The following is a 22,256-nucleotide window of genomic DNA, read 5'->3' as shown; positions in this document are numbered from 1 at the left end:
CTCCGCCATGACAGCCCTTCCCGAGCCTGGGCGCCACCGTCCTGGTGGTTCCGCGCCGATCCTTCCGCGCCGCATCCCTGCGTACCGCCTCCCTGCGTGTGCCGGTGCCGCCGCGCATCCTGCGCGACCGGCGATGACGGGCTCCTGCCTGTCTCCGACCTGTCCTGTTGGTCAGCGTCTTGGTACGGCTGCCGGCAACGCCCTCCTGGGCGGTTCCGCGGCGGGGCTCTCCATGACCCCCGTCGTCATCCGTTGTCGATTCCGTTCGACCGTTCTCGTCCCTATCCCCTTCACCCGTGCCAGGTCCTCGACCCGGAGGAAAGGTCCGTGTTGTCGCCGGTACGCAACGATCGCTTCAGCCTTGTGCGGCCCCACGTTCGTCAATCCCTGCTGCAGCGTCGACGCATCAGCCGTATTGATGTCGATGCGGTTGGCCGCCTGAGCAGCCCCGATCAACAGCAGTCCCAGCGCAAGCGCCTTCCACGAAAACCAAGACCCCACCTTGCAACTCCTTGTGGCTCGGAACCGGGTCCTGCCGGCTATCCCGTCGGAGGCCCCAGCATCCCTCGCCACATACACACAGCCTATCGTCCACAGCCCCTTCACACAGCCAGCCAAATACCTGACGTGGTGTAGGGAAATCCCTACCCCTGCCAGCGGCGTAGAATGTGAGGACTAGCCAATGCATCCGGAGTTTCAGATGGACAGCGCCAAACTCGGCCAATTCGTCAATGAAAAGTGGGACAGCGAGATCGTCCCGCAATTGGTCGATTACATCCGCATTCCCAACAAATCGCCGATGTTCGACGCAGATTGGGTCGCCAACGGTTACATGGAACAGGCCGTCACCCTGATGGAAACCTGGGCCCGGGCCCAGAACCTGCCCGGCCTGACCGTGGAGGTGGTGCGCCTGGAAGGCCGCACGCCGCTGCTGCTGCTGGAAATTCCGGCGTCTGGCGCCGAGACCGGCGACGACACCATCCTGCTCTACGGCCACCTGGACAAGCAGCCGGAAATGACCGGCTGGGATGCCGATCTCGGTCCGTGGCTGCCGGTGCTGCGCGGCGACAAGCTGTACGGCCGTGGCGGCGCCGATGATGGGTACGCCATGTTCGGCTCGCTGGCCGCCGTGCTGGCGCTGCAGGAACAGGGCCTGCCGCATGCACGCTGCGTGGTGCTGATCGAAGCCTGCGAAGAATCGGGCAGCTACGACCTGCCGGCCTACGTGGACCACCTGGCCGACCGCATCGGCAAGCCGTCGCTGGTGGTGTGCCTGGATTCGGGCTGCGCCAACTACGACCAGCTGTGGTGCACCACCTCGCTGCGCGGCCTGACCGGCGGCAACTTCTCGGTCAAGGTGCTCAACGAAGGCGTGCACTCCGGCGATGCCTCCGGCGTGATCCCGTCCAGCTTCCGCCTGCTGCGCCAGTTGCTGTCGCGGATCGAGGACGAGAACACCGGCCGCATCCTGATCGATGGCATGCACGTGGAGATCCCGGCCGAGCGCCAGGAGCAGGCCAAGCGTGCTGCCGAGGTGGTGGACACCGCCATCTTCGAGAAATTCCCGATGGTCGACGGCCTGCGCCCGATGAACGATGACCTGGCCGAACTGGTGCTCAACCGCACCTGGCGCCCGGCGCTGTCGGTGACCGGCGTGGACGGCATGCCGCCGCTGGCCTCGGCCGGCAACGTGCTGCGCCCGCATACCGCAGTGAAGCTTTCGCTGCGCCTGCCGCCGACCGCCGATGGCAAGGCCTGCGGCGAGCTGCTCAAGGAAGCCCTGCTGCGCGATCCGCCCAACGGCGCGGAAGTGAAGCTGGACCTGGAAAAGGCGTCCAGCGGCTGGAACGCGCCGGCGATGGCGCCGTGGCTGACCCAGGCGATCGACGACGCCAGCCAGACCTTCTTCGGCAAGCCGGCGATGTACATGGGCGAAGGCGGCTCGATCCCGTTCATGGGCATGCTCGGCGAGAAGTTCCCGGGCGCGCAGTTCATGATCACCGGCGTGCTCGGCCCGCATTCCAACGCGCACGGTCCGAACGAATTCCTGCACATCCCGATGGGCAAGAAAGTCACTGCCTGCGTGTCCAAGGTGATCAGCGAGCACTACGCGGCCAGCCTGCGTGGCGAGACCAGCGGCTCGCCGGTCGCCGCCGACAGCGGCACCCGCCACGGCGGCCACGGCTGCTGCTGATCGCACACGTCGTGACGGACGCAGCCTGGCCTTGCTAGGCTGCGTCCACCCTCCGAAGGCGCAGATGGCATGAACGGATTGTTCGGCAGCACCAGCTGGCTCTACATCATCCTGGTCGGCTTCGTGGTCGGCCTGCTCGGGCGCTTCTTCATGCCCGGCAACAACCGCATGGGCTGCCTGCTGACCATCGGCCTGGGCATCGTCGGCGCCCTGCTGGCCGGTTGGTTCGGCCAGTACATGGGCTGGTATGCCGCCGGCGAACCGGCCGGTTTCCTCGGCGCGGTACTCGGTGCCGTGGCGATCCTGGCCCTGTTGCGACTGGTCAGCGGCAAACGCTGATCATCTCCGCCTCCTCCCCCTTCCCTGGCGCCTGCACGGTGCCGCTTCGACGTACCCGTCCATGAACGATCCCGCTTCCGATCCCCTGCGCGCCGAGCTTCGCCGACAGTGGGCCAGCACCGCGCTCGGCGACCCGCACCTGGCGCTGGACCGCGCCTCGGTCGACGCCGGTTTCCGCAGCTACTGGCGTACCACCAGCGCGGCCGGCAGCCACATCGTTATGGACTCCCCGCCCGGGCTGGAAGATGTGCGACCGTGGCTGCGCATGCATGACCTGCTCGAGCCCAACGGCGTGCGCGTGCCGCGCGTGCTGGAACGCGATGTCGGGCAGGGCTTCCTGCTGCTGGAAGACCTGGGTGGCCCCACGCTGGCCCGGCACATCGATGCCGACAACGCCGATGCGTGGTTCGACGCCGCCTTCGCGCAGCTGATCCGCCTGCAGCAGATTCCCGTGCCCGAGGGCATGGGCAGTTTCGGCGAGGCACTGCTGCAACGCGATGCCGGCCTGTTCGACGAATGGTTCCTGCAGCGCCACCTCGGCCTGCAGCTGGACTGCGGCGAGCTGGAACAGTTGCAGCTGGCGCATCGCCGCTTGATGGACAACGCCCTGAACCAGCCGCAGGTGCTCACCCACCGCGACTTCATGCCGCGCAACCTGATGCCGGTCGACGGCGGCCCGGCGGTGCTGGATTTCCAGGACCTGGTGCGCGGCCCGATCGCCTACGACCCGGTCAGCCTGTTCAAGGATGCCTTCCTGAGCTGGCCGCTGGAGAAAGTGGACGCCTGGCTGGCGCGTTACCACGCCCTGGCATTGGCCGCCGGCCTGCCGGTGCGGCCCTGGCCGCAGTTCCTGCGCGATGCCGACTGGATGGGCGTGCAGCGCCACCTGAAGATCCTCGGCCTGTTCGTGCGTCTGCGCGATCGCGACGGCAAGGGCCACTACTTCGAGGATGCGCCGCGCTTCATCGCCTACCTGGACGAAGTGCTGCCGCGCCACCCCGAACTGGCCGCGCTGGACGACCTGCTGCAGCGGCGCATCAAGCCGGCGCTGGCGCAGTTGGCCGGCCCGATCCCGGCGCGCCCATGAAGGCGTTGATCTTCTCGGCGGGCAAGGGCGAGCGCATGCGCCCGCTGACCCTGCATACGCCCAAGCCACTGCTGGTGGCCGGTGGCAAGCCGCTGATCGTGTGGCACCTGGAGCGCCTGGCCGCCGCCGGCATCGAGGACGTGGTGATCAACACCGCGTGGCTGGGCGATCAGTTCGCACCAGCGCTGGGTGACGGCAGCCGCTGGGGCCTGCGCCTGCACCTGATCGCCGAGGGTGCCGAACCGCTGGAAACCGGCGGCGGCATCCTCAATGCACTGCCGGTGCTCGGCGATGCGCCGTTCCTGGTGGTCAATGGCGATGTGTGGACCGACGTGGATTTCGGCTCGCTGCCCGCCTCGCCGGCCGGCGACGCCCACCTGTTGCTGGTCGACAATCCCGCCCAGCACCCGCGCGGGGATTTCATCCTGCATGCCGATGGCCGGGTCGACGACGTGGGCGAGGCAACGCGCCTGACCTATGCCGGTATCGGCGTATACCGGGCGGGCATCCTCGACGGCTGGCGCACGGTGATCGGCGACACCGCCGGTGCGGCGATGCAGCCGCCGCAGTTCGGCCTGGCGCCGTTGTTGCGGCACGCGATGGCACAGGGACGCGTGAGCGGCCAGCACCATCGCGGCCAATGGACCGACGTCGGCACCCCGGAGCGGTTGGCGCAGCTGGATGCGCAGCTGCGCTGACGGCACGGGTACCAGAGCGGGCGCCACGCCTGATCACCCGTAGAGCCGACCGTTGGTCGGCTGCCGTGAAAAGGCCAGGCAAACAGCAGCCAACCAACCGGCGCTCGTAGAGCCGACCGTTGGTCGGCTGCCGTGAAAAGGCCAGAAAGGCAGCCGACCAACGGTCAGCTCTACAGGCGGTGTGGGCCGTCTTCCAGGACCTGGCGCAGAACAGCAGCCAACCAACCGGCGCTCGTAGAGCCGACCGTTGGTCGGCTGCCCTGAAAAGGCTAGAAAAGCAGCCGACCAACGGTCGGCTCTACAGGCGGTGTGGGCTGTCTTCCAGGACCTGCGCAGAACAGCAGCCGGCCAACCAGCGCTCGTAGAGCCGACCGTTGGTCGGCTGCCTTGAAAAGGCCAGAAGAGCAGCCGACCAACGGTCGGCTCTACGGGCGGTGTGGGCCGTCTTCCAGGACCTGGCGCAGAACAGCAGCCCACCAACCGGCGCTCGTAGAGCCGACCGTTGGTCGGCTGCCGTGAAAAGGCCAGAAGAGCAGCCGACCAACGGTCGGCTCTACAGGCGGTGTGGGCCGTCTTCCAGGACCTGGCGCAGAAACGGCACGGTAATGCGCCGCTGCGCGGCCATCGATTCGCGGTCCAGCCAGTCCAGCAGGCTCACCAGGCTGCCCAGTTCACGGCCGGTGCGGGTGAGCAACCATTCGATCGCCGCTTCGTCGATCGCCAGCCCGCGGCGCAGCGCGCGCTCGCGCAGCACGGCTGCGCGGCCTTCGTCGTCCAGTGGCTGCAGGTGCAGGCGCACGCACTGCTGCAGACGCGAGCGCAGGTCCGGCAGCACCAGGCCCAGCTGGTCCGGTGCATGCTGCGCGGTGTACAGCAGGGTGATACCGGCACTACGCGCGCGGTTGTGGAAATCGAACAGCGCCACTTCGTCCTCGCGCTGCCCGGCGACGGCATCCAACCCGTCCAGCGCGACCAGATCACGCCCCTCCAGCGACTCCAGTGCGGCGCGGGTGCGCCCCACCACCGCCTTCAACGGCAGGTAGGTCGGCTGCCGCCCGGCCTGCTCGGCCAGCGAACACATCGCCAGCGCCTGGTGGGTCTTGCCGGTGCCGGCCGCGCCTTCCAGGTACACCCAGTCATGCGCGGCCCCCACCGCGATCGCACGCAGCTGCGCCAGCGCACCGTCGGGTGCACCGATGAAGGTCTCGAGCCGCTCGTCCTGCGGGTAGCGCAGGGCGAGCGGCAGCTGCGGAACGACGCTCACTGCGGGTCGGGCGCCTTCGGCGAGGTATCCACGATGATGGTCGGCTTGTCCAGGTAGGCATCGAGCACGATCGCCGACTTCTCACCGGCATACAGATCGCTCTGGCGATAGCGCTGGTGCGCATAGCGCAGCAGCACGTTGCTGACCGCCGCCACCGGCAGCGCCAGCAGCATGCCGAGGAAGCCGAACAGCTGGCCGCCCGCCATCACCGCGAAGATCACCGCCACCGGGTGCAGGCCGATCTTGTCGCCGACGATGCGCGGGGTCAGCACGTAGCTTTCCAGCAACTGGCCCACGGTGAACACCACGCCCACCAGGATCAGCAGCTTCAGGTCGAAGCCCTGTGCCTGCACCAGCGCGGCGGCGATCGCCATCACGATGCCGGTGGTCGCGCCCAGGTACGGGATGAAGCTGATCAGGCCGGCCACCAGGCCGATCAACAGGCCCAGCTTCAGGCCGACCAGCGACAGGCCGGCGGCGTACACCACGCCCAGCGCGATCATCACCAGGAACTGGCCGCGGATGAACGCGCCGAGCACTTCATCGGACTCGCGCGCCAGCTTGGTGATGGTGCCGATGTGGTTGCGCGGGATCATCGAGGCCACCCGCTCCACCAGCTTGTCCCAGTCGCGCAGGAAGTAGAACGCCAGGATGGGCAGCAGCAGCAGGTTGACGACCCAGGTCACCATGGTGAAGCCCGAGCGCGAGACGTAGCCGAAGAAGGTCTTGGCGAAGCCGCCGGCCTGCTGCCAATGGCTGCGCACCCACTCGATCAGCCGGTCCGGGTCCATCCACTGCATGATCTCCAGCCCGGTCTTCTGCTCGAACCAGGGGATGCCGGTCTGCATCAGCCACTGCTGGGCCTGCGGGATGGCCGCGATCAGGGTGGCGATCTGGCGCTCGATCATCGGCACCAGGATCAGCAGCGCGGCGGTCAGCATCAGCACCATCGCCACGAACACCAGCACCACGCCGGTATTGCGCGAACGGCCGGTGGCCTCGATCCGGTCGACCAGGGGATCGCCCAGCCAGGCCAGCGCCAGGGCCAGCACGAACGGGGTGAGGATCGGGCCGAGCAGCCAGATCACCCAGCCCACCGCCAGCGCCGCCAACACGTATTTGAGGCGGCGCAGGAACTGCGCGATCTCTGCTTCGGGTGTCAGGATCATCGCAGGCGGTACTCGTTGCTGGCCGGGGGCGGCGGGGTGCCGGGCGGGTCATTGGCATCGACCGGCACCGGCAGCGGGGCCAGCGGCGCGATCACGCCGTTGTCGCCGAGCATGCGGTTCAGGCCGGCCAGGCCGGTGGTCATGTCCAGCGACAGCTCCAGGCGGTTGCCGGAGGCGCGCAGCGGGGTGATGTTGCGCACCACCGGGTTCTCACGCAGGCCGGCGGCCAGGCGCAGGTAGTCCTCGGCGCTGTCCAGCCCCACCACCACGATGGTGTAGCTGCCGGCCGCGCCGGTGGCCACGCCGGGCTTGGCATAGCGACGCACCAGCGCATCGGCGGCACCATCGGCGCCGCCGGCCATGGCACGGCGGGCGTCGCTGTCCTTGGTGGTCCACTTGTTCAGTTCCTTGCCGCCGTCCACGAACACCCAGTCGGCCACCCAGCCGCCGTTGGCGCGGTACAGCTTGCCCACCAGCTGCATCGGCGGGGCATAGCGCGAGGAGGCGCGGGCGACCGCGGCGGTGTCCTGGCGCCAGATTGCCCCGACCAGGGCCTGTTCGGCCGCGCTGCCGCCGGGCAGGCCCAGCTTGTAGCCACGCTCGACCGCACGGTTCAGCAGCGGACGGGCCGCATTGGCCTGCTGCACGCTGACCAGGCGCGGGCCGGAGCCATCGTCGATGGCCAGCCAGACCACCGGCTTGGGCCGCGGCTGCGGCCACAACGGCAGGCCCAGCGCGGCGATCAGGCCATCCACGTCGTCCTCGCGGAAGCGCGCCACCAGCATGGTGCGGAAGCTGGGTGCACCGCTGGCCGAGGTGCTCTGGTCCTGGCGGTAGTCGTAGCTGGCCACGTAATCCTTGGCCCCACGCAGCGCCTGGCCCACCCCGGGGCGGCCCATCACGCTGCGGTCGCCGGACAACTTGCCCAGCACCACGCCGAGCGCACGTGCCAGGGCGCCATTGCGGTCGCCGTCGGCCTGGCTGTTGACCGGGACTTCGGCTTCATAAGCACCGCTGGCCGTGGCCACGTCGCCTTCGGTTCGCAGTCCGCTCTGGGCCATCGTGGCCACCGGCAGGCATAGCGTGAGGAGCATCATCAAAAAGAGGCTGCGGCGCATCAGGACTTCCATTGAGCGTATCCGGGGGGAATTGTTGCCCGAATAGGGCCTGCGCGCCAACGTGGCCTGTTAAAATCGCGCTTTCACCCCAGCGCAGCGCCGACGCCCGTGACCAATTCCCCGTCCAACCCCTCCCCCCTGACCTACCGCGACGCCGGCGTCGACATCGACGCGGGCAACGAACTGGTCGAGCGCATCAAGCCGCTGGTCAAGCGCAGCTTCCGCCCGGAGGTCATGGGGGGGCTGGGTGGCTTCGGCGCGCTGTTCGACCTGTCCAACAAGTACCGCGAGCCGGTGCTGGTGTCGGGGACGGACGGCGTGGGCACCAAGCTGAAGCTGGCACAACAGCTGGGCCGGCACGACACGATCGGCATCGACCTGGTCGCCATGTGCGTGAACGACGTGCTGGTGCAGGGCGCCGAGCCGCTGTTCTTCCTGGACTACTTCGCCACCGGCAAGCTGGACATCGACACCGCCGCGGCGGTCGTGGGCGGCATCGCCAACGGCTGCACCGAGGCCGGCTGCGCGCTGATCGGCGGCGAGACCGCGGAAATGCCGGACATGTACGCCCCGGGCGAGTACGACCTGGCCGGCTTCACCGTGGCCGGTGTCGAGAAGAGCGAACTGAAGGACGGCGCCAGCGTGGCTGCCGGCGACGTGCTGATCGGCATCGCCTCCTCCGGCCCGCACTCCAACGGCTACTCGCTGGTGCGCCGCATCTATGACCGCGCCGGCCAGCCGGCCGACCTGGAGCTGGACGGCGGGGTCAAGCTGGTCGATGCGCTGATGGCCCCGACTCGCCTGTACGTCAAGCCGATCCTGGCCCTGCTGAAGAGCCACGGCCCGGCCATCCACGGCATGGCCCACATCACCGGCGGCGGCCTCACCGAGAACATCATCCGCGTGGTGCCCGAGGGCCTGGGCCTGGACATCAAGGCCGACGCCTGGACCCTGCCGCCGGTGTTCCAGTGGCTGCAGAAGGAAGGCGCGGTCGCCGACAGCGAGATGTGGCGCACCTTCAACTGCGGCATCGGCTTCGTGCTGATCGTGGCCGCCGACCAGGTCCAGGCGGTCTCCGCCGCCGTGACCGCGCAGGGCCTGGATCACTGGAGCATCGGCGAGGTCACCGTCGCCAGCGGTGCCGAGCGCGTCAGGATCGGCTGATCCAGTCGATGCAACCCCGCATGGATGGCATCGCTCCGCCGCCGCTGCCGGCCTCCGCGCCGGTGACGGCGCGCGCCGCGCCCGACGACCTCGCCCAGTTGCGCCTGTTGTCGGCCTTCCACTACGTGATGGCCGGGTTCATCGGGCTGGGCTCGGTGTTTCCGGCGATCTACCTGGCGGTCGGTATTGCCGTGCTCAGCGGGGTCCTGCCGGTGGACAGCGACACCGTCTCCTCGGCGGGCGAAGCCCGGCTGATGGGATGGGTGTTCACCGGCCTGGGCGCTGCGTTCTTCGCGCTGATGCTCGCCGCGGCCGGCCTGATCGGCTACGCCGGTCGCTGCCTGGCCCGCCAGCAACGCCACACGCTGTGCATGATCGCGGCCGGCCTGTGCTGCATGTCCATCCCCCTTGGCACCATCCTCGGCATCTTCACCGTGGTGATCCTGTCGCGCTCCTCGGTGCGGGAGCGCTTCCTGCACGGCGACACCGCGCAGCCTTCCACGCCCTGACTTCCCGGTTGACGCGCATGAACCACCGTGGCCGCAGCGCCCGCCCGTTTTCGATGGCCCAGAAGGCTGCCTTCGCCGCCGTACTGGCCGTGTTCGTGGCGACCTGGATCCATCCGCTGTGGCCGGCCGAACAGGCGCTGCACGGCTCGCTGGCGGTGATCGGCCTCGCCGCGCTGTGGTGGGTCAATCGGCGCTGGCCGCTGGGCAACGGCGCGTTCGTGGCGATCTGCGGCTTCATCGCCATCCACTGCATTGCCGCGCGCTGGCTGTACTCCAACGTGCCGTACGACGCCTGGCTGCAGACCGCCACCGGCTGGTCGCCGAATGCGGCGTTCGGCTGGCAGCGCAATCACTTCGACCGGCTGATCCACCTGCTTTACGGAATCTGCTTCACCCCGGCGCTGGTGCAACTGGCGCGGCACGCCTGGCCGGCGCTGCGCATCGGCCAGGCCTTCAGCCTGGCCGTGATGGCGGTGATGTGTTCCAGCCTCGTATACGAATGGCTGGAATGGGGCATCGCACTGCTGCTCTCGCCGGAAGCCGCTGAGGCCTACAACGGCCAGCAGGGCGACATGTGGGATGCGCACGCGGACATGCTGCTGGCCACCGTTGGCAGCGTGCTGGTGTGGCCGCTGGCCCGCCGCGAGGCTGGCCGATGAGCACGCGCAGCCGCATCGCGGTGCTGGCCTCCGGGCGCGGCAGCAACCTGCAGGCGATCCTGGCCGCGATCGAAGCCGGCCGGCTCGACGCCGAGGTGGTCGCGGTGCTGTCCGACAAACCCGACGCCCCGGCGCTGCACCACGTGGCGAGCGAGCGCCGCTGGGCCCGCTCGCCCAAGGCGTTCGCCGACCGTGACAGCTTCGATGCGGCGCTGGGCGATGCGCTGGCCGGCTTCCGCCCCGACTGGGTGGTCTGCGCCGGCTACATGCGCATCCTTGGCCCGGCGTTCGTGGCGCGCTTCGCGGGCCGCCTGGTCAACATCCACCCCTCGCTGCTGCCGCTGTACAAGGGCCTGCACACCCACGCACGTGCGCTGGAGGCCGGCGATGCCGAGCATGGCGCGAGCGTGCATTTCGTGGTGCCCGAATTGGATGCCGGCACGGTGCTGGCCCAGGCGCGGGTACCGGTGGAGCCCGGCGACAGCCCGGAAACCCTTGCCCAGCGCGTGCTGGCGGTCGAACACCCGCTGTTGATCGCGAGCCTGCAATGGCTGGTGGCCGGCCGCGTGGCTGAACGCGAGGGACATCTGGAGGTGGACGGTCACCCCCTGTTTATCCCGTTGCGCCTAGATTGCGCCGGCAAGCTGAACGGGTGAGCCGCGCGCACACGCGCCGCTGATCCTTGCGCTGGCATCCTCTCCCCTCCCCCCTTTTCCCGTCCGCATGAAGATCACTTCGTCCAAGCCAGTGCTGCTGCTCGCATCCCTGCTGTGCACCGTGGCGATCGCACAGGCGCAGGAACCGCCGGCGCCAGCGGCAACGCCGCCGCTGCCGGCCGTGCCGGCGATCAGCTGGGAAGCGCCCGCGCTGGAACCGTTCACCGCGACCTACCAGGCCCTGTACAAGGGCAAGGACGCCGGCGATGCCACCATGCGGGTCACCCACACCGGCGGCGCGCAGTGGCGGGTGGACATGCAGGTGGTCGGCCGGCGCGGCTTCGCCAGCGTGCTCGGGCTGAACCTGGAACAGAGCACCGTGTTCGAGAAGCGCGGCGACACCTACGTGCCGATCAGCCAGGCCACCGTGCGCAAGGGCCTGTTCCTGGGCAAGAAGGTCAGCGGCACCTACAACTGGCAGGCCGGCACGGCGCAGTGGCTGGGCGACCTGAAGAAAGAGCGCACCCAGCCGATCGCGCTGCAGCCGGGCGACCAGAGCGCGCTGCTGATCAACCTGGCGATCATGCGCGACGCCCGCCCCGGTGGGCAGATGCATTACCGCTACGTCGACGTGGGCCGCGTGCGCCAGCACGACTACCAGGCCGCCGCGGATACCGAGAACGTGCAGGTCGGCGACCTCTCCTACAACGCGCTGCGGGTCCATCGGACCAACGGCGGCAATGACGAAACCATCCTCTGGATCGCCAACGGTGTCCCCACGCCGGTGCGCATCCTGCAACGCGAAGATGGCGAAGATCGGATTGATCTGCGCCTGATCGAATACCAAGGAGTCTGAGCATGAACCTGATCAACCGCCCGCTGACCTGGATCGCCGCCGGCGCACTGGCCCTGGTGAGCCTGCCGGCCATGGCCCTGGAGCCGTTCAAGGCCGACTACCTGGCCAGCTACATGGGCATGCAGGCCAACGGCACGATGACCCTCACCAGCGAAGGCGCCAACAAGTGGCGTTACAGCCTGAAGGTGAAGAACCAGCTCGCCGACCTCAGCCAGAGCACGGTCTTCGACGAAAGCAACGGTCGCCTGCGCCCGCTGAGCAGCAACGATCGCTCGGTGCTGCTGGTGAAGAAGCGCAACGTGGATGCCACCTACAACTGGAGCAGCAACCAGGCCACCTGGACCGGCGACGTGAAGCCGGACCGCCGCGGCCCGGTCGCGCTGAAGACCGGCGACATGGACGCACTGCTGATCAACCTGGCGATCGCCCGCGACCTGGCCGCCGGCAAGCCGCTCACCTACCGCATGGTCGACGAGGGCCGGATCAAGCCGATGACCTACAAGGTGGTCGGCCAGGAAAAGATCAACGTCGCTGGCAAGTCCTACGACGCCACCAAGGTCTCGCGCACCGATGGCAACAAGGAACTGATCGCCTGGATCGTCAAGGAGTTCCCGGTGCCGGCCCGCCTGCTGCAGCGTGAGAGCGGCAAGGACGCGCTGGATCTGACGATCAAAGGGATGAATTGACGGCATGGCGCCGACCCTGGGTCGGCTGCCCGCCCGATGAAAAACGCCCGCTTGCGCGGGCGTTTTTCATTCCTTGCTGGCGTCCTCGCCAAACACCGTCTTGCAGTCCACGCGGATCTGCTCGCCGCTGCTGCGCCAGTAGAAGGTGCGGCAGTGCCGGTTGCCTTCCTGGGTGCTCTTGATGCCCACTGCATAGAACGCCTGCAGCACTTCGTTGCGGCTGACCGTGCCGTCCGCATTCCAGTCCATGTCCTGCTGCTCGATGCCCTGGGTGATGGCGATGTCGGCGTACCAGGCATAGCCCAGCCACGCCAGCACCACCAGCACCAGCACCAGCAGCGCCTTGCGGCGGCGGGTGAACGTCCCGCGCAGGATCATGCGGCCACGCGCCGGATGCTGGCGCCGAGCGAGGACAACTTCTCTTCGATGTTCTCGTAGCCGCGGTCCAGGTGGTAGATGCGGTCGATGGTGGTGTCACCCTCGGCCATCAGGCCGGCCAGGATCAGCGAGGCCGACGCGCGCAGGTCGGTGGCCATCACCGGCGCACCGCTCAGGTGCTCGCTGCCGCGCACGATCGCGGTATGGCCTTCCACCTGGATGTCAGCGCCGAGGCGCAGCAGTTCATTGACGTGCATGAAACGGTTTTCAAAGATCGTTTCGTTGATCACGCCCACGCCGTCGGCCACGCAGTTGAGCGCCATGAACTGGGCCTGCATGTCGGTCGGGAAGGCCGGGTACGGCGCGGTGGTCAGGTTGACCGCGCGCGGGCGCTTGCCTTCCATGTCCAGGGTGATGCTGTCGTCGGTGGTCTCGATCTTCGCGCCGGCTTCCACCAGCTTGGACAGCACCGCGTCCATGGTGTTGGGGCGGGCGCGGTTGACCGTGACCTTGCCGCCGGTCATCGCCGCGGCCACCAGGAAGGTGCCGGTTTCGATGCGGTCGGGCAGCACTTCATGACGGCCGCCGGACAGCTTCTCCACGCCTTCGATGACCAGGCGGGCGGTGCCCAGGCCTTCGATCTTGGCGCCGAGTGCGATCAGGCAGTGCGCAAGGTCGGTGACTTCCGGCTCCATCGCCGCGTTGTCCAGCACGGTGGTGCCTTCGGCCAGCACGGCGGCCATCAGCACGTTCTCGGTGCCGGTGACGCTGACCATGTCGAACGTGAAATGGGCGCCCTTCAGGCGCTTGGCCTGCGCCTTGATGAAGCCGTTCTCCACGGTGATCTCGGCACCCAGGGCCTGCAGGCCCTTGATGTGCTGGTCCACCGGACGCGAGCCGATCGCGCAGCCGCCGGGCAGCGACACTTCCGCGGCGCCGAAGCGGGCCAGCAGCGGGCCCAGCACCAGGATCGAGGCGCGCATGGTGCGCACCAGCTCATACGGGGCCACGTGCTGGTTGACCGGGCGCGGATCGACCACGATCGCGCTGCCACGCGACAGCGTGCCCTGGTCGATGGTGACCTTGGCCCCCAGTTCGCCCAGCAGCTTCACGGTGGTGACCACGTCGTGCAGGTGCGGCACGTTGGTGATTTCCACCGGTGCGTCGGCCAGCAGGGTGGCGCACAGGATGGGGAGGACGGCGTTCTTGGCGCCGGAAATGTTCACTTCACCGTGCAGCGGCTTGCCGCCGGTCACTACGATCTTGGCCATGGAGTCTACTTGGGGTCAGGTAGAGCCGACCGTGGGTCGGCAGGTAGAGCCGACCGTTGGTCGGCTGAGCAGAACCGACCGTGGGTCGGCTGAATAACGCGCGAGGGGGCGTCCGGAATCAACCGGCGCCTTCGGCGGTGGTCACGGTCTTCAGCGCCAGCGCGTGGATCGCCCCGCCCATCAGATCGCCGAGGGTGGCATAGACCATGCGGTGGCGCGCCAGCGGCAGCTTGCCGGCAAAGGCGTCGCAGACCACGGTGGCCTCGAAGTGCACGCCATCGTCGCCCTGCACGTCCGCGCGGGCGCCAGGCAGGCCGGTTTCGATCAGATTGCGGATGGTCTCGGCGTCCAACGGGCTTTCCTAATAAAATGAGCGCTCATTCTACTCTTCCGCGTGGCGCCCGCATGGCTGTATCGCCCCTGCTCCCTCATCCGGCCGACGCTGCGGCACTGGTCGCCAGCGGCCGCCGCGTGTTCCAGATCGAGGCCGATGCCCTGGCCGCGGTGGCCGACCGCCTCGGCGATGCCTTCAGCCAGGCCTGCCAGCTGGTGCTGCAGGGCAAGGGCCGGGTGGTCGCCACCGGGATGGGCAAGTCCGGCCACGTGGCGCGCAAGATCGCCGCCACCCTGGCCTCCACCGGCACCCCGGCCTTCTACGTGCATCCCGGTGAAGCCGGCCACGGCGACCTGGGCATGATCACCGAGGACGACGTGGTGCTGGCGCTGTCCTATTCCGGCGAGTCGGACGAACTGCTGATGCTGCTGCCGGTGCTCAAGCGCCAGGGCAACCGGCTGATCGCCATGACCGGCCGCCCGCAGTCCAGCCTGGCCCTGGCCGCCGACGTGCATCTGGACGTCAGCGTGCCAGCCGAGGCCTGCCCGCTGGCGCTGGCCCCCACCTCCAGCACCACCGCCTCGCTGGCGATGGGCGATGCGCTGGCGGTGGCCCTGCTGGACGCGCGCGGCTTCACCGCCGACGACTTCGCCCGCTCGCACCCGGCCGGCAGCCTGGGCCGGCGCCTGCTGCTGCACATCACCGATGTGATGCACAGCGGCGAGGAGCTGCCGCAGGTCGGCGCCGACGCCAGCCTGAGCGAGGCGCTGGTGGAAATGAGCCGCAAGCGGCTGGGCATGACCGCCGTGGTCGACGCCGACCAGCGCCTGATCGGCCTGTTCACCGACGGCGACCTGCGCCGCGCCCTGGATACCGAACTGGACGTGCGCAGCGCGAAGATCGCCGAGGTGATGACCCGCAACCCGCGCACCATCGGCGCCGACCAGCTCGCCGCCGAAGCCGCCCGGCTGATGGAAACCCACAAGATCACCGGCCTGATGGTGGTCGACGCGGCCGGCCGGCTGGTCGGCGCGCTCAACATTCATGACCTGTTGCGGGCGCGGGTGGTTTAAACCACAGTTCCCTTCCGCCATTCAGCCAGATCCCCCTGCCGATGCCCTACTCCCCGCTGCCCGGTTTCCCGTCCCACCTGCATGCCATCGCCGGCCGCATCCGGCTGGCCTGCTTCGACGTGGACGGCACGCTCACCGACGGTCGGCTCTACTACGACCGTGAGGGCAACGAGAGCAAGGCGTATTACGTGCAGGACGGACTTGGCCTGAAACTGCTGCAACAGCACGGCATCCACCCGGTGCTGATCACCGCGCGCAACAGCCTCTCGGCGCAGAAGCGCGGCGCGGACCTGGGCATCGACACCCAGATCGCGGTCGGCGACAAGCTGGCCAGCGTGCGCGCGCTGTGCGAGACCCACGGGATCGGCCTGGACCAGGTGGCGTTCATGGGCGACGACCTGCCCGACCTGGCCCCGCTGTGCGCCGTCGGCCTGGCCGTGGCCCCGGCCAATGCCCACCCCTGGATCGCCGAGCGTGTGCACTGGCAGACCCGTGCCGACGGCGGCCGCGGTGCCGCGCGCGAGCTGTGCGACGTGCTGCTGGCCGCGCAGGGCCAGGTGGATGCGGTTCTGGCGAGGTTCGGCGCATGAGCTGGCGCACCGCCCTGGGCGGGCTGCTGCTGGTCGCCGCGCTGCTGAGCGGCTGGTCGCTGCTGCGCCACCGCGACAAACCGGCGGCCGAGGTGGTCGACGACGGCACCAAGGATTACGTGCTGCACGACTTCCAGATCGTGGCGCTGGACGACCAGGGCAAGGAGTCCACCACCCTGCAGGCGCCGCTGCTGGAGCGCTCGCGCAGCGATGAGACCATGAGCATCGCCACCCCGCTGTTCCTGCTGCCCGACAACGAAGGCAACCATTGGGAACTGCGCAGCGAGAAGGGCTGGGTGAGCGCCAAGGGCGACCAGCTCAAGCTCAGCGGCAACGTCAGCGGCGACAGCCCCAAGGTCGCCAGCGTGCCGCCCACCACCTTCCGCACCGACCACCTGGACGTGTTTCCCAAGGAAAACCGAGCCAAAACCGATGCCCTGGTCACCATGACCCGTCCGGGCATGACCCAGTCCGGGGTCGGCTTCGAGCTGGATTCCAAGAGCAAGACCTACCAGTTCCTGAGCCAGTCCAAGGGCCGCTACACGCCCCAACGCTGAGCCGGTGCCGCCCGGGCGACGTCCTCAGGACCGGCGCCGGCGGCACAGTACCACCCGATTCACCGGCCGCGCCCCCGCCTGGCCACGACCCCGACGATGCCCGGCCGCCCACGGCCACGCCCCCAACACTGGCAGGACAAACCAACTCCATGAAGATCCTATTTGCAGCCGCCTGTGCGATCAGCCTTCTGGTCCCCGCCTTCGCCGTCAGCGCGAAGTCCACCGACCGCAACGAAGACATGGCCATCGACGCCGGCGCCCAGTCGGGCACCCTGGTCGGCGATGGCAAGACCGTGCTCTCCCAGGGCGTGATCGTCACCCAGGGCACCCTGGACCTGCGCTCCTCGGACGCGGAGATCTACATGAAGGACGGCGAGGCGGTGCGCGCGGTGTTCACCGGCAAGCAGGCCAAGCTCAAGCAGCAGCTCGATGACGGCACCTGGATGGATGCCAGCGCCGACCGCATCGACTACGACATCAAGTCCGAAGTGCTGACCATGACCGGCAATTACCACGTCAAGAGCGCGCGCGGCACCAATGCCGGCCAGAAGATGACCTACAACACCCGCACCGGCGAAATGAACAGCGGTGGCGACGGCACCCGCGTGCGCACCGTGATTCCGCCCAAGAACAAGACCGCCGCGCCGGCGGCGGCCACGCCGGCCACCAAGACCACCGTCCCCACCGCCGGGAGCAAGAAGTAATGCTCGTCGCCAAAGGCCTGCGCAAGCGCTACAAGCAGCGCGAAGTGGTCAAGGATTTCGGCCTGACCCTCGAAGCCGGTGAAGTGGTGGGCCTGCTCGGCCCCAACGGTGCCGGCAAGACCACCTGCTTCTACATGATCGTCGGGCTGGTCGAGGCCGACGCCGGCAGCATCGTGCTGGACGGCAAGGACATCACCGCCGACCCGATGTACACCCGCGCCAAGCAGGGCGTGGGCTACCTCCCGCAGGAGCCGTCGGTGTTCCGCAAGCTGACCGTGGCCGACAACCTGCGCCTGGTGCTGGAGTTGCGCGAGGACCTGGACAAGGCCGGGCGCGAGAAAGAGCTGAATTCGCTGCTGGATGAACTGCAGCTCGGCCACGTGGCCGACCAGTTGGGCGCCAGCCTGTCCGGTGGCGAGCGCCGCCGCTGCGAGATCGCCCGCGCGCTGGCCGCGCGCCCGCGCCTGATCCTGCTCGACGAACCCTTCGCCGGCGTCGATCCGATCTCGGTCGGGGAGATCCAGCGCATCGTCACCCACCTCAAGCAGCGTGGCATCGGCGTCCTGATCACCGACCACAATGTGCGCGAAACCTTGGGAATCTGCGACCGCGCGTATATCCTCAACGAAGGCAGCGTACTGGCGCAGGGGTCACCGGACGCGATCCTGGACAATGCCGATGTCCGTCGCGTCTACCTTGGAGACACCTTCAAGCTCTGACCGGCGGCCGTCGCAACGCCTTCCCTTCGTTCGGCACAGGCATGAAAGCACGGCTGCAGACATCGCTGGGGCAACAACTGGTCATGACGCCGCAGCTGCGTCAGGCGATCAAGCTGTTGCAGATGTCCAGCGCCGAACTCGAGCTGGAAATCGCCGAGGCGGTGGAAACCAACCCCCTGCTGGACTGGGCGGAAAACGCCGAGCCCGGCCTGGAGGTGGCGCCCGGCGACGACGATCGCCCGGCCCCCCCCACCGATACCCACACCGACGGCGAGCACCAGGCCACGGCCAGCGATGACTGGGCGCCCGGCGAGGGCGACTGGAGCAGCGGCAACAGCGGCGGGTCGTTCGACGATGACGACAACGGCAGCGCCGCCGAGCGCGTGGCCGAGACCGAAAGCCTGGCCGACCACCTGCTGTGGCAACTGCACCTGTCGCACCTGTCCGTCCGCGACCGCAGCATCGGCGCGGCCCTGATCGACGCGTTCGAAGACGACGGCTACCTGCGCGAGCCGCTGTCCACGATCGCCGAAACCCTGCTGCCGGCCATTCACGCCGATGAAGCCGAGATCCTCACGGTGCTGCACCAGATCCAGCGCTTCGACCCGATCGGGGTGGGCGCGCGCAGCCTGGGCGAATGCCTGCAGCTGCAGCTGGACGTGCTCGCCCCGGAGACCCCCGGCCTGGCCCTGGCCAGGCGCATCGCCGACGGCCCGCTGGAGCGGCTGCCGCGCAGCGGCGTCGCCGGTCTGGCCCATGAACTGCGCCAACCGCTGGCCGAGGTGGACACCGCCGTCCAGTTGCTGCGCTCGCTCGACCCGCGCCCCGGCACCCAGATCGGCGAACTGGCCCACGACAGCTATGTGGTGCCCGACTGCGTGGTCTGGCGCCAGAACGGGGTCTGGCGCGCCGCCCTGGCCGCCCACGCCGGCCCCAAGGTAGTGATCCACCGCGGCTACGAACAGATGATCCGCCGCTGCGGCGATGCCGACGCCGGCTACCTGCGCGCCCACCTGCAGGAAGCACGCTGGCTGCTCAAGGGGCTGGAGGCGCGCGGAGAGACCCTGCTGCGGGTCATGCGCAGCCTGCTGCAGCAGCAGGCCGCGTTCCTGGAGTTCGGCGAACAGGCACTGCGCCCGCTGACCCTGCGCGAGGTCGCCGGCGAACTGGGCCTGCACGAATCGACCATTTCCCGCGCCATCGCCCGCAAGTACGTGCGCACCCCGCGCGGCACCCTGGCGCTGCGCGCGTTCTTCGCCTCGGGCATCGACACCGACAGCGGCGGGGAAGCGTCCAGCACGGCCATCCAGGCCATGATCCGCCGCCTGATCGATGATGAGAACCCGCGCAAACCGCTTTCTGACGCCAAGCTGGCTGACCTGCTCAAAACCTCGGGAATACCGGTGGCGCGCCGCACCGTGGCGAAGTATCGTGAGGCCATGAACATTTCCGCCTCGCACGAAAGGGTAAGAATCGTCTGACGCTTCACCGCGCCAGGCGGGAAGGTTCATTGGCAAATCCGAACAAAGGAGAAACCCGATGCGCATCGAGACGTTTGGTAAGGATGTAGAAGTGACCCCGGCCCTGCAGGAGTATGTGGAGACCAAGTTGCAGCGCCTGGGCAAGCACTTCGACCAGCACTGCGAGGTGCGCGTGACCCTTGGCCTGCGCAAGAACGAGCACCACGTCGACGCCAGCGCCAACGTCCCCGGCCAGACCCTGCATGCCGAGGCCGGCGGCCAGACCATGTATGCCGCCATCGACATCCTGGCCGACAAGCTCGACCGCCTTGTCATCAAGCACAAGGAGAAAAAACAGCAGCACGCACCGCTGCCGGTGGGCGACAATGACGACTGACGTCCTCGCTCTTCCCCCGACATGCCCTTGACTGATCTTCTGGCGGCCGTGCGCACGCAAGTGTTGCCGGCCGCCGATCGCGACAGCGTCCTGCTCGCCGCCGCCCGGCTGCTGGCCTGCCGCGAAGCCAACGCCGAGCAGATCTACCAGAACCTGTGCCAGCGCGAACTGCTGGGCAGTACCGCGATCGGGCATGGCATCGCCATTCCGCACGGCCGCGCCCCGTTGCTCGAGCGCCCCCGCGGCGCCCTGCTGCGGCTGGAAGCGCCGATCGCGTTCGGCGGCGACGAACCGGTGGACCTGGTGTTCGCCATTGCCGTTCCCGCCCACTACACCCATCAACACCTGATGCTGCTGTCCGAGCTGGCCGAGCTGTTTTCCGAGCCGGCCATCCGCCAGGCGCTGCGCGAAGCGCGCGACGGCGAGGCACTGCGTCGGGTCATCGAATTTCCCCCGCCGGCGAGCGCCGCATGAATACCAGCATCACCGCGCGTGAGCTGTTCGAACAGCAACGCGACCGCCTGGCCCTGCGCTGGATCGCCGGGCAGCAGGGCGAACGCCGCGAACTGGAAGCGGGCAACACCGTGTCGCGGCGCCCGTCGCTGGCTGGCTACCTCAACGCGATCTACCCCAACAAGGTGCAGATCCTGGGCACCGAGGAACTGTCCTGGCTGGATTCGCTGGATTCGCGGCAGCGCTGGGAAACCATCGAACGGATCATGCAGTCGCACCCGCTGGCGCTGGTGATCACCCGCAACCAGCCCTGCCCGGAAGACCTGCGCGCGGCCGCCGACGAATCGCAGACCCCGCTGTGGATCTCGCCCAAGCGTGGCCACGAACTGCTCAACCACCTTTCCTACCACCTGGCCCGCACCCTGGCGCCGCGGGTGATCCTGCATGGCGTGTTCATGGAGATCTACTCGATCGGGGTGCTGATCACCGGCGAGGCGGGGTCGGGCAAAAGCGAGCTGGCGCTGGAGCTGCTCAGCCGCGGCCACCGGCTGGTGGCCGACGACGCCCCCGAATTCACCCAGATCGCCCCGGACGTGCTCGACGGCACCTGTCCGGAACTGCTGCAGGACCTGCTGGAAGTGCGCGGGCTGGGCGTGCTCAACGTGCGCGAGATGTTCGGTGATACGGCGGTAAAGAAGAACAAGTACCTTCGCCTGATCGTGCACCTGACCAAGCCCATGACCGAACCCACCCCGCACGGCTACGAGCGCCTGACCGGCGATTCCGGCACCCGCCACGTGCTGGACCTGGACGTGCCGCTGATCACCCTGCCGGTCATGCCCGGCCGCAACCTGTCGGTACTCACCGAGGCGGCCACCCGGCTGCACATTCTGCGTACCAAGGGTATCGACCCCGCGGCGATGTTCATCGCCCGCCACAGCAACCTGTTGGAACGACGAACGCCATGAGTACCCCCGCCTCCGCCCCAGCCGCCGCGACCCTGATCATCGTCAGCGGCCTGTCCGGGTCGGGCAAGACGGTCGCGCTGAAGACCCTGGAAGACCTCGACTACTACTGCTCGGACAACCTGCCGATCAACCTGCTGCCGGACTTCGTCCGCAGCCTGCTGGCCGGCCACGATGCCGATGCCCCGCGACGGCTGGCGGTGGGCATCGACGTGCGCGGGCAGAGCGATCTGAGCCAACTCTCGCACTGGCGCGAAGAAGCCCAGGCCGCCGGCCTGGACGCGCAGTTGCTGTTCTTCGATGCCACCGACGAGACCCTGCTCAAGCGCTACGCCGACACCCGCCGCCGGCACCCGCTGAGCCAGCTGGGCCTGTCGCTGCCGGAAGCCATCGCGCGCGAGCGCGAACTGACCGCGCCGCTGCGCCGCGCCGCCGATGCGGTGATCGACACGACCAGCCTCAACGTGCACCAGTTGCGCCGCAAGGTGGTGACCGAGTTCGCCCTCACCCATGGCAACAAGCTGTCGCTGCTGTTCGAATCCTTCGCCTACAAGCGCGGCGTGCCGGCCGAGGCCGACTTCGTGTTCGACGTGCGGGTGCTGCCCAACCCGCATTGGGACCCGGCGCTGCGCTCGATGACCGGCCGCGACGCCGGCGTGCGCGAGCACCTGGACGCGCAGCCGGACGTCCAACGCTATGCCGCCCAGCTGGTCGACTTCCTGGACACCTGGCTGCCGCGGCTGGGCAATGACACCCGCAGCTACGTGACCGTGGCCTTCGGCTGCACCGGCGGCAAGCACCGCTCGGTGTACATGGCCGAGCGCATGGCCCGGCACGCCCGCGACCAGGGCTGGGCCGAGGTGGCCACCTTCCATCGCGAACAGGACTGATCGCACGGCGGTCGCCGGCATCCTCCGGCCGTCACCCGGGTAACGACCGGGGGCTCCCGGGCCAGA

Annotated in this window: 27 protein-coding genes; 20 read left to right on the top strand and 7 right to left on the bottom strand. The window is 68.5% G+C overall.

What is annotated here, in order from left to right; all coding sequences use genetic code 11:
* Positions 1-171: 171 nt before the first annotated feature.
* Positions 172-501: a helix-hairpin-helix domain-containing protein gene (locus tag M2421_RS04800; RefSeq protein WP_259204878.1), complete on the bottom strand. Its 330-nt coding sequence runs from the start codon at positions 499-501 to the stop codon at positions 172-174.
* A gap of 199 nt (positions 502-700) precedes the next feature.
* On the opposite strand from M2421_RS04800, the gene M2421_RS04795 reads away from it, so the two are divergent.
* The 4 genes from M2421_RS04795 to murU all read left to right on the top strand — a co-directional run bounded on the left by M2421_RS04795 (position 701) and on the right by murU (position 4,318).
* Entirely contained in the window at positions 701-2,194 is a 1,494-nt protein-coding gene (locus M2421_RS04795) for a M20 family metallopeptidase (RefSeq protein WP_259203713.1), read from the top strand.
* A gap of 69 nt (positions 2,195-2,263) precedes the next feature.
* Entirely contained in the window at positions 2,264-2,533 is a 270-nt protein-coding gene (locus M2421_RS04790; protein WP_259203711.1) for a GlsB/YeaQ/YmgE family stress response membrane protein, read from the top strand.
* 61 nt (positions 2,534-2,594) lie between these two features.
* On the top strand, positions 2,595-3,620 hold the full coding sequence (locus M2421_RS04785; RefSeq protein WP_259203709.1) for a phosphotransferase: 1,026 nt from the start codon (positions 2,595-2,597) through the stop codon (positions 3,618-3,620).
* Entirely contained in the window at positions 3,617-4,318 is a 702-nt protein-coding gene (gene murU / locus M2421_RS04780; protein WP_259203708.1) for an N-acetylmuramate alpha-1-phosphate uridylyltransferase MurU, read from the top strand. The genes M2421_RS04785 and murU overlap by 4 nt, the downstream gene beginning before the upstream one ends.
* A gap of 553 nt (positions 4,319-4,871) precedes the next feature.
* Here the strand turns inward: murU and hda are convergent.
* Genes hda through M2421_RS04765 form a run of 3 tightly spaced genes read right to left on the bottom strand, consistent with a single transcriptional unit; the run spans position 4,872 to position 7,869 of the window.
* The gene (gene hda, locus M2421_RS04775; RefSeq protein WP_259203707.1) at positions 4,872-5,582 is read right to left on the bottom strand and encodes a DnaA regulatory inactivator Hda; all 711 of its coding nucleotides are present in this window, start codon (positions 5,580-5,582) and stop codon (positions 4,872-4,874) included.
* On the bottom strand, positions 5,579-6,751 hold the full coding sequence (locus M2421_RS04770) for an AI-2E family transporter (RefSeq protein ID WP_259203705.1): 1,173 nt from the start codon (positions 6,749-6,751) through the stop codon (positions 5,579-5,581). The genes hda and M2421_RS04770 overlap by 4 nt, the downstream gene beginning before the upstream one ends.
* Positions 6,748-7,869, bottom strand: a complete 1,122-nt coding sequence (locus M2421_RS04765; protein WP_259203702.1) for a DUF2066 domain-containing protein — start codon at positions 7,867-7,869, stop codon at positions 6,748-6,750. The genes M2421_RS04770 and M2421_RS04765 overlap by 4 nt, the downstream gene beginning before the upstream one ends.
* Before the next feature lie 108 nt (positions 7,870-7,977).
* On the opposite strand from M2421_RS04765, the gene purM reads away from it, so the two are divergent.
* The 6 genes from purM to M2421_RS04735 all read left to right on the top strand — a co-directional run bounded on the left by purM (position 7,978) and on the right by M2421_RS04735 (position 12,399).
* Positions 7,978-9,033, top strand: a complete 1,056-nt coding sequence (gene purM, locus M2421_RS04760) for a phosphoribosylformylglycinamidine cyclo-ligase (RefSeq protein WP_259203701.1) — start codon at positions 7,978-7,980, stop codon at positions 9,031-9,033.
* A 20-nt stretch (positions 9,034-9,053) separates the two neighbouring features.
* A complete protein-coding gene (locus M2421_RS04755; RefSeq protein ID WP_259203700.1) occupies positions 9,054-9,542 on the top strand; it encodes a hypothetical protein in 489 nt (162 codons plus the stop codon).
* Between the two features lie 17 nt (positions 9,543-9,559).
* Positions 9,560-10,201, top strand: a complete 642-nt coding sequence (locus tag M2421_RS04750) for a DUF2238 domain-containing protein (protein WP_259203698.1) — start codon at positions 9,560-9,562, stop codon at positions 10,199-10,201.
* The gene (gene purN / locus M2421_RS04745; protein ID WP_259203695.1) at positions 10,198-10,857 is read left to right on the top strand and encodes a phosphoribosylglycinamide formyltransferase; all 660 of its coding nucleotides are present in this window, start codon (positions 10,198-10,200) and stop codon (positions 10,855-10,857) included. The genes M2421_RS04750 and purN overlap by 4 nt, the downstream gene beginning before the upstream one ends.
* 67 nt (positions 10,858-10,924) lie before the next feature.
* The gene (locus M2421_RS04740; RefSeq protein ID WP_259203693.1) at positions 10,925-11,713 is read left to right on the top strand and encodes a DUF3108 domain-containing protein; all 789 of its coding nucleotides are present in this window, start codon (positions 10,925-10,927) and stop codon (positions 11,711-11,713) included.
* Positions 11,714-11,715: 2 nt separating this feature from the next.
* Positions 11,716-12,399, top strand: a complete 684-nt coding sequence (locus M2421_RS04735) for a DUF3108 domain-containing protein (RefSeq protein ID WP_259203690.1) — start codon at positions 11,716-11,718, stop codon at positions 12,397-12,399.
* Between the two features lie 66 nt (positions 12,400-12,465).
* Here M2421_RS04735 and M2421_RS04730 read toward each other — a convergent pair whose 3' ends face one another.
* From M2421_RS04730 to M2421_RS04720, 3 genes are all read right to left on the bottom strand, one after another.
* Positions 12,466-12,777 carry an EF-hand domain-containing protein gene (locus tag M2421_RS04730; RefSeq protein ID WP_259203688.1) on the bottom strand — a complete coding sequence of 104 codons (312 nt, stop codon included), beginning with the start codon at positions 12,775-12,777 and terminating at the stop codon, positions 12,466-12,468.
* On the bottom strand, positions 12,774-14,048 hold the full coding sequence (murA, locus tag M2421_RS04725; protein ID WP_259203687.1) for a UDP-N-acetylglucosamine 1-carboxyvinyltransferase: 1,275 nt from the start codon (positions 14,046-14,048) through the stop codon (positions 12,774-12,776). Before murA ends, M2421_RS04730 begins: the two co-directional genes overlap by 4 nt.
* Before the next feature lie 118 nt (positions 14,049-14,166).
* Complete coding sequence (locus M2421_RS04720; RefSeq protein WP_259203684.1) at positions 14,167-14,400, bottom strand: BolA family protein; 234 nt, start codon at positions 14,398-14,400, stop codon at positions 14,167-14,169.
* Between the two features lie 53 nt (positions 14,401-14,453).
* On the opposite strand from M2421_RS04720, the gene M2421_RS04715 reads away from it, so the two are divergent.
* From M2421_RS04715 to rapZ, 10 genes are all read left to right on the top strand, one after another.
* Positions 14,454-15,455, top strand: a complete 1,002-nt coding sequence (locus M2421_RS04715) for a KpsF/GutQ family sugar-phosphate isomerase (protein WP_259203682.1) — start codon at positions 14,454-14,456, stop codon at positions 15,453-15,455.
* Positions 15,456-15,496: 41 nt separating this feature from the next.
* Positions 15,497-16,045 (top strand): HAD hydrolase family protein, encoded by a 549-nt coding sequence (locus M2421_RS04710; RefSeq protein WP_259203680.1) that lies wholly within the window; start codon positions 15,497-15,499, stop codon positions 16,043-16,045.
* Positions 16,042-16,602 (top strand): LPS export ABC transporter periplasmic protein LptC, encoded by a 561-nt coding sequence (gene lptC / locus M2421_RS04705; RefSeq protein ID WP_259203675.1) that lies wholly within the window; start codon positions 16,042-16,044, stop codon positions 16,600-16,602. The genes M2421_RS04710 and lptC overlap by 4 nt, the downstream gene beginning before the upstream one ends.
* 149 nt (positions 16,603-16,751) lie before the next feature.
* Positions 16,752-17,306, top strand: coding sequence for a lipopolysaccharide transport periplasmic protein LptA (lptA, locus tag M2421_RS04700; protein WP_259203674.1), 555 nt, complete (start codon positions 16,752-16,754; stop codon positions 17,304-17,306).
* The gene (gene lptB / locus M2421_RS04695; protein ID WP_259203671.1) at positions 17,306-18,025 is read left to right on the top strand and encodes an LPS export ABC transporter ATP-binding protein; all 720 of its coding nucleotides are present in this window, start codon (positions 17,306-17,308) and stop codon (positions 18,023-18,025) included. The genes lptA and lptB overlap by 1 nt, the downstream gene beginning before the upstream one ends.
* Positions 18,026-18,066: 41 nt before the next feature.
* Entirely contained in the window at positions 18,067-19,506 is a 1,440-nt protein-coding gene (locus tag M2421_RS04690) for an RNA polymerase factor sigma-54 (RefSeq protein WP_259203669.1), read from the top strand.
* Positions 19,507-19,564: 58 nt separating this feature from the next.
* Entirely contained in the window at positions 19,565-19,882 is a 318-nt protein-coding gene (gene raiA / locus M2421_RS04685; protein WP_259203666.1) for a ribosome-associated translation inhibitor RaiA, read from the top strand.
* Between the two features lie 21 nt (positions 19,883-19,903).
* Complete coding sequence (locus M2421_RS04680) at positions 19,904-20,356, top strand: PTS sugar transporter subunit IIA (RefSeq protein ID WP_259203665.1); 453 nt, start codon at positions 19,904-19,906, stop codon at positions 20,354-20,356.
* Positions 20,353-21,303 (top strand): HPr(Ser) kinase/phosphatase, encoded by a 951-nt coding sequence (hprK, locus tag M2421_RS04675; protein ID WP_259203663.1) that lies wholly within the window; start codon positions 20,353-20,355, stop codon positions 21,301-21,303. Before M2421_RS04680 ends, hprK begins: the two co-directional genes overlap by 4 nt.
* Complete coding sequence (gene rapZ / locus M2421_RS04670; RefSeq protein WP_259203662.1) at positions 21,300-22,190, top strand: RNase adapter RapZ; 891 nt, start codon at positions 21,300-21,302, stop codon at positions 22,188-22,190. Before hprK ends, rapZ begins: the two co-directional genes overlap by 4 nt.
* Positions 22,191-22,256: the final 66 nt, after the last annotated feature.

The sequence above is a fragment of the Stenotrophomonas sp. BIGb0135 genome, from assembly GCF_024810105.1.
In the GTDB taxonomy this organism is placed as follows: domain Bacteria; phylum Pseudomonadota; class Gammaproteobacteria; order Xanthomonadales; family Xanthomonadaceae; genus Stenotrophomonas; species Stenotrophomonas maltophilia_AB.
Note: the sequence above shows the minus strand (reverse complement) of the source record. Positions and strands in the feature narration are given on the sequence as shown.

What these genes read in the sequence shown, in the direction of transcription:
- M2421_RS04795 (WP_259203713.1), top strand. Translation starts at nt 701, where the DNA reads ATGGACAGCGCCAAACTCGGCCAATTCGTCAATGAAAAGTGGGACAGC.
- M2421_RS04790 (WP_259203711.1), top strand. Translation starts at nt 2,264, where the DNA reads ATGAACGGATTGTTCGGCAGCACCAGCTGGCTCTACATCATCCTGGTC.
- M2421_RS04785 (WP_259203709.1), top strand. Translation starts at nt 2,595, where the DNA reads ATGAACGATCCCGCTTCCGATCCCCTGCGCGCCGAGCTTCGCCGACAG.
- murU (WP_259203708.1), top strand. Translation starts at nt 3,617, where the DNA reads ATGAAGGCGTTGATCTTCTCGGCGGGCAAGGGCGAGCGCATGCGCCCG.
- M2421_RS04770 (WP_259203705.1), bottom strand. Translation starts at nt 6,751, where the DNA reads ATGATCCTGACACCCGAAGCAGAGATCGCGCAGTTCCTGCGCCGCCTC.
- M2421_RS04765 (WP_259203702.1), bottom strand. Translation starts at nt 7,869, where the DNA reads ATGCGCCGCAGCCTCTTTTTGATGATGCTCCTCACGCTATGCCTGCCG.
- M2421_RS04755 (WP_259203700.1), top strand. Translation starts at nt 9,054, where the DNA reads ATGGATGGCATCGCTCCGCCGCCGCTGCCGGCCTCCGCGCCGGTGACG.
- M2421_RS04750 (WP_259203698.1), top strand. Translation starts at nt 9,560, where the DNA reads ATGAACCACCGTGGCCGCAGCGCCCGCCCGTTTTCGATGGCCCAGAAG.
- purN (WP_259203695.1), top strand. Translation starts at nt 10,198, where the DNA reads ATGAGCACGCGCAGCCGCATCGCGGTGCTGGCCTCCGGGCGCGGCAGC.
- M2421_RS04740 (WP_259203693.1), top strand. Translation starts at nt 10,925, where the DNA reads ATGAAGATCACTTCGTCCAAGCCAGTGCTGCTGCTCGCATCCCTGCTG.
- M2421_RS04735 (WP_259203690.1), top strand. Translation starts at nt 11,716, where the DNA reads ATGAACCTGATCAACCGCCCGCTGACCTGGATCGCCGCCGGCGCACTG.
- M2421_RS04730 (WP_259203688.1), bottom strand. Translation starts at nt 12,777, where the DNA reads ATGATCCTGCGCGGGACGTTCACCCGCCGCCGCAAGGCGCTGCTGGTG.
- murA (WP_259203687.1), bottom strand. Translation starts at nt 14,048, where the DNA reads ATGGCCAAGATCGTAGTGACCGGCGGCAAGCCGCTGCACGGTGAAGTG.
- M2421_RS04715 (WP_259203682.1), top strand. Translation starts at nt 14,454, where the DNA reads ATGGCTGTATCGCCCCTGCTCCCTCATCCGGCCGACGCTGCGGCACTG.
- M2421_RS04710 (WP_259203680.1), top strand. Translation starts at nt 15,497, where the DNA reads ATGCCCTACTCCCCGCTGCCCGGTTTCCCGTCCCACCTGCATGCCATC.
- lptC (WP_259203675.1), top strand. Translation starts at nt 16,042, where the DNA reads ATGAGCTGGCGCACCGCCCTGGGCGGGCTGCTGCTGGTCGCCGCGCTG.
- lptA (WP_259203674.1), top strand. Translation starts at nt 16,752, where the DNA reads ATGAAGATCCTATTTGCAGCCGCCTGTGCGATCAGCCTTCTGGTCCCC.
- lptB (WP_259203671.1), top strand. Translation starts at nt 17,306, where the DNA reads ATGCTCGTCGCCAAAGGCCTGCGCAAGCGCTACAAGCAGCGCGAAGTG.
- M2421_RS04690 (WP_259203669.1), top strand. Translation starts at nt 18,067, where the DNA reads ATGAAAGCACGGCTGCAGACATCGCTGGGGCAACAACTGGTCATGACG.
- raiA (WP_259203666.1), top strand. Translation starts at nt 19,565, where the DNA reads ATGCGCATCGAGACGTTTGGTAAGGATGTAGAAGTGACCCCGGCCCTG.
- M2421_RS04680 (WP_259203665.1), top strand. Translation starts at nt 19,904, where the DNA reads ATGCCCTTGACTGATCTTCTGGCGGCCGTGCGCACGCAAGTGTTGCCG.
- hprK (WP_259203663.1), top strand. Translation starts at nt 20,353, where the DNA reads ATGAATACCAGCATCACCGCGCGTGAGCTGTTCGAACAGCAACGCGAC.
- rapZ (WP_259203662.1), top strand. Translation starts at nt 21,300, where the DNA reads ATGAGTACCCCCGCCTCCGCCCCAGCCGCCGCGACCCTGATCATCGTC.